Annotated in this window: 1 protein-coding gene; it reads right to left on the bottom strand. The window is 31.7% G+C overall.

Features of this window, described 5'->3' with window-relative positions:
* Positions 1 to 717: 717 nt before the first annotated feature.
* Positions 718 to 3,276 carry a M48 family metalloprotease gene (locus tag AC3DU7_RS28270; protein WP_488042585.1) on the bottom strand — a complete coding sequence of 853 codons (2,559 nt, stop codon included), beginning with the start codon at positions 3,274 to 3,276 and terminating at the stop codon, positions 718 to 720.
* Between the last annotated feature and the right edge of the window lie 444 nt (positions 3,277 to 3,720).

Raw genomic sequence — 3,720 nt, 5'->3', positions numbered from 1 at the left:
GCAAACAGGCAGAGGTACTGATAACTGATAACTGATAACTGATAACTGAAATGACATATTTTTAATATAGAAGTTGTCTATTCAAGATGGGATTCACTAGCGCTAACGTTATAAAGCTAGATAAAAAAATGATGTTATATCATGTCCGGTTTAACAGTTATAAATAAACTACTCATAATTTTCTACGGAATGCTCCGCAAACAGGAGAGAAGAAAGAAGAAGAAAGTTTTTTTATCACTAATTATCCGGACATGATATTATATTGTCATGGAATAATGAGGATAGAACTCAAGCTCAGGAAAAGGCAGATTAAATTAGAATAATCACACATAATACCGCAAATATACAGAGTCGATAAAAATCAAACAGCTAATGTATTAAGTAATATCCAATTCTACGATCGCGAAGTTTATTAATTTAAAAAAAACCAGCCACAATAACTAGCTGGCAGAAATTACTGTATTTGGAAATTTAAATTTACCATGCAAGATGTTTAGCCGACTATGAATTTTAGAGTTTTGCTGCTGATTAACTCAACTATGATATACAGACTAGAACAACACTTACTATTGGATAGCATAAGTTGATAAATTTCAATAAACTTAATATCTCTACTAATTTAATCTGAACCTGTATGTTACTTCAGCAATATTAATTTATCAATAAATGTAACATTGCTTGTTTAATAGTGCCACCTTTCTTCATATAATCTGATAATTAAAATCTGCCTACGTATATCATATAAACTCCCCATATAGAAAAAATACAAGCTACGACCGTTGACCAGACTGGATGGCCATTATTAATTGTTTGACCATTATCAGTTTTTAAGTTATTGATATCTATCCAAGGAATAGCCCCTCTCCTCCACCAACCAGTAACAGTTATAGACTTACCAACAAGACCGCCAGGATTAGTTAGTGCAGGCCAGAGGTTACCAATAGGACCTAATTGAGAAGAATAATGTAATTTTATCAGTCCCTCTGTGGTTTGTAGAATCAAATCTTGTCCCAACAAATTACTTATCCCACTCTTGCCCAGAAGTTGGCCTTTGAGCTGAATTTGCTGACTATCTAATGGCAAAGCTTCTGAGTCGGTTAGCAATTTTAGCAAATTAGGATGTTGCAAAATTTTAGCTGGTTTAATATCGGGAAAAAAGTGATTAATCCTAATAAAAATACCAATACTAAAACCGATAGCTATAGAGCCAACTAAAATCGAAATATCTCCCCATAACCAATCCAGTCTCCAAAGACCAACAGCAGATGAAAATCCACCTATTAACCAAAATAAACCAGCAAAAAATAAACCGATTAACATTCCAAAAAAAGGCGCTCCCTGAAGCAAAAGTTTTTGTAAATCAAAATTTGGTGGAGTTAAATCTTTCTCTTTTTGATTCTGACTTAACTTATTTTTTTCAATGGCATTAGCATTGATATTTTCTAAATTTATTTCAGTTTCTAGCTTCCAGAAGTTAGCATATAGTTCTAACATTTTTAACCGATCGCCAAGTAAAGGGTGAGTATTATTAATTGTTAACCAATGCCGATATGGGTTAGTAATATCCCAGTTAAAAATTGATGCAAAATTATTATGGGAATAAATACTACCAACGGTGATAGTTTGATTTATTCCCACTGGCATTAAGAGTTCAAAACTTTCTAATAAATTTCTAATCTTGCCTTGATTTTGTATATCATTAGCCATTCCAATTGTAATTTTCAGAATAGCTCGTGTCAGACCATTAGGATTTCCTGTTAAATTACAAGCTAGGCGATCACTATAATAGACACTCTGACGAGATAACCATAAAGTTGGTAATTTTAGTAACCAATATAAGCCATAACTAAGAGTAGAAATTATTACAGCAAAAACTCTAAAACCGGATACTAAAATAGGTAAACAATATTTGATAAATTCTGGTAAAAAATCAGGTAATTTGTGGTCTACAAAATTTAATAACCAATCAGCCCAATAAGTTAATTGCCAATAAATTGTGTAGGGAATTTGAAGCATCAAAATAGCCATAGACATTAACCAAAAGGCTCCTGTTTTAACATGACTAATTTCCCTGGCATAAATAGTGGCAATTTCATCTTCTGCTAATTTATCTAACAATCCCTGACTAACAACTATTCTAAATTTGAAAAAACGAGGCAAGCATCCATAACTGAATGCTATAGGAACATCTATTGGTAAAATTTTCAATTTAATTCCTCGTATTTTTCGTTTTTGGCAAAAGCTACGGAGTAGTTTATTGGCTTCTTTACTATAATTAATTAAAGTTGTTGTTGGTAAGTTTTGGAGACCATAACCAAGAATTAATAATCCATCAATTAACCAGGAAGAGAAGACAAATAATACTGTGAGGAAAATTATAAAATTTCTAGTTGGGTCTCGGTAAAAAATTTGAATTGGTCGAAAATAAGGCAGCCAAACTAGGAAATCATTAGTAAGGTCTAAACTCAACTTTAATATAGTTAGACTTAGCCAAAATAGACCAGCAACCACAGCTATTTTTTCTAGCCAGAAAAGACTTAAGTTAGGAGATTTAAGGTAACGGCCTCCTTTTGCTCTTCCAGCTTCACGCCATATTATTTTCGGCGAGCGATCGTCTATGTCTTTAGCAATATCTGTTGATTTTTTATGGGGTTGATTTGAGGGTTTTGAATTGGAGTTATTAATTTCAGTTGAGAAATGTTGTGTTTGATTTTCTTCTGTATCTATATAATTTTGATTTAACTGAGGATGTTCGATAATATCTGAAGATTGACTAGAAATTTTTGCCGAGTTATTTATGTTCGATAAATTAATATTTTTTTGAGATATTTTTTGATTATTTTTTGCCGATTCATATTTATCTGAAGTGAGATTAAATGGAACAAATCCTGTTTGAATATTTTGTTGTTGATGTGGAGGTGGTAATGGTGGAGGTTTAGGAACAGAAAGACTTGATTTTTGATGCTTTTTTGATGGATATTGTTTTAATAATTCTTTGAGATGACGATTAGCAAAAGTTTGAATTTCATCATTAGAGATTTTTGTTAAATGACGGCATAGGGTAATGGCTTTATCTATTTGTTTAGTTTGTTCATAAGCTACTATTAAGCCCATCTTTGCTTTTAACTTTTGCTTTAGGGGTTCTTGTTGAGAAATTATTTCTAGATGAGCGATCGCCTGTGGATAATTTTTTTGTTTAAGAGCGAGTAAGCCAGCTTTTAGGGATGGTTTGTCTGGCAAAGAACTACCTGTCGTAGAGGGTTTATTATCTATCATTTAAATTGATTTTTGATATTAATATTTTGAATAATTAATTAGTCACCTGCAAAAAGTAGAACCATTTTGCCTATTTATTATTTTCATGTCTTTCTTTAAATTTGAAATTTGACTATAAAATTTTCTGGCTCTAATCACTATTTTTTAGTAAGCATTTTCTGTCCGAAGGAAAACTAAGTTCCTATGCAAAATTAATTACACATTCTATTGACTTTCTATTCCCTGTTCCCTCTCTCAACTAGGAAATTTATTTTGCACGACTACTTAAAACAAATGAGATGCTGCCTCTTATGCTAAGGGTGAAAAAAGAATGCTTTTCTTAGGTAAAAAAATTACTAAGTTATTAATACAGGCGGAATGACCTTTTTGATAATTATTAACCACTTAATTTATTACAGCAGTTTTGGAGTTGATGAGGTACAAAATTTTAGGACTTTAGGGAGT

This window comes from Okeania sp. (genome assembly GCF_983059655.1).
Note: the sequence above shows the minus strand (reverse complement) of the source record. Positions and strands in the feature narration are given on the sequence as shown.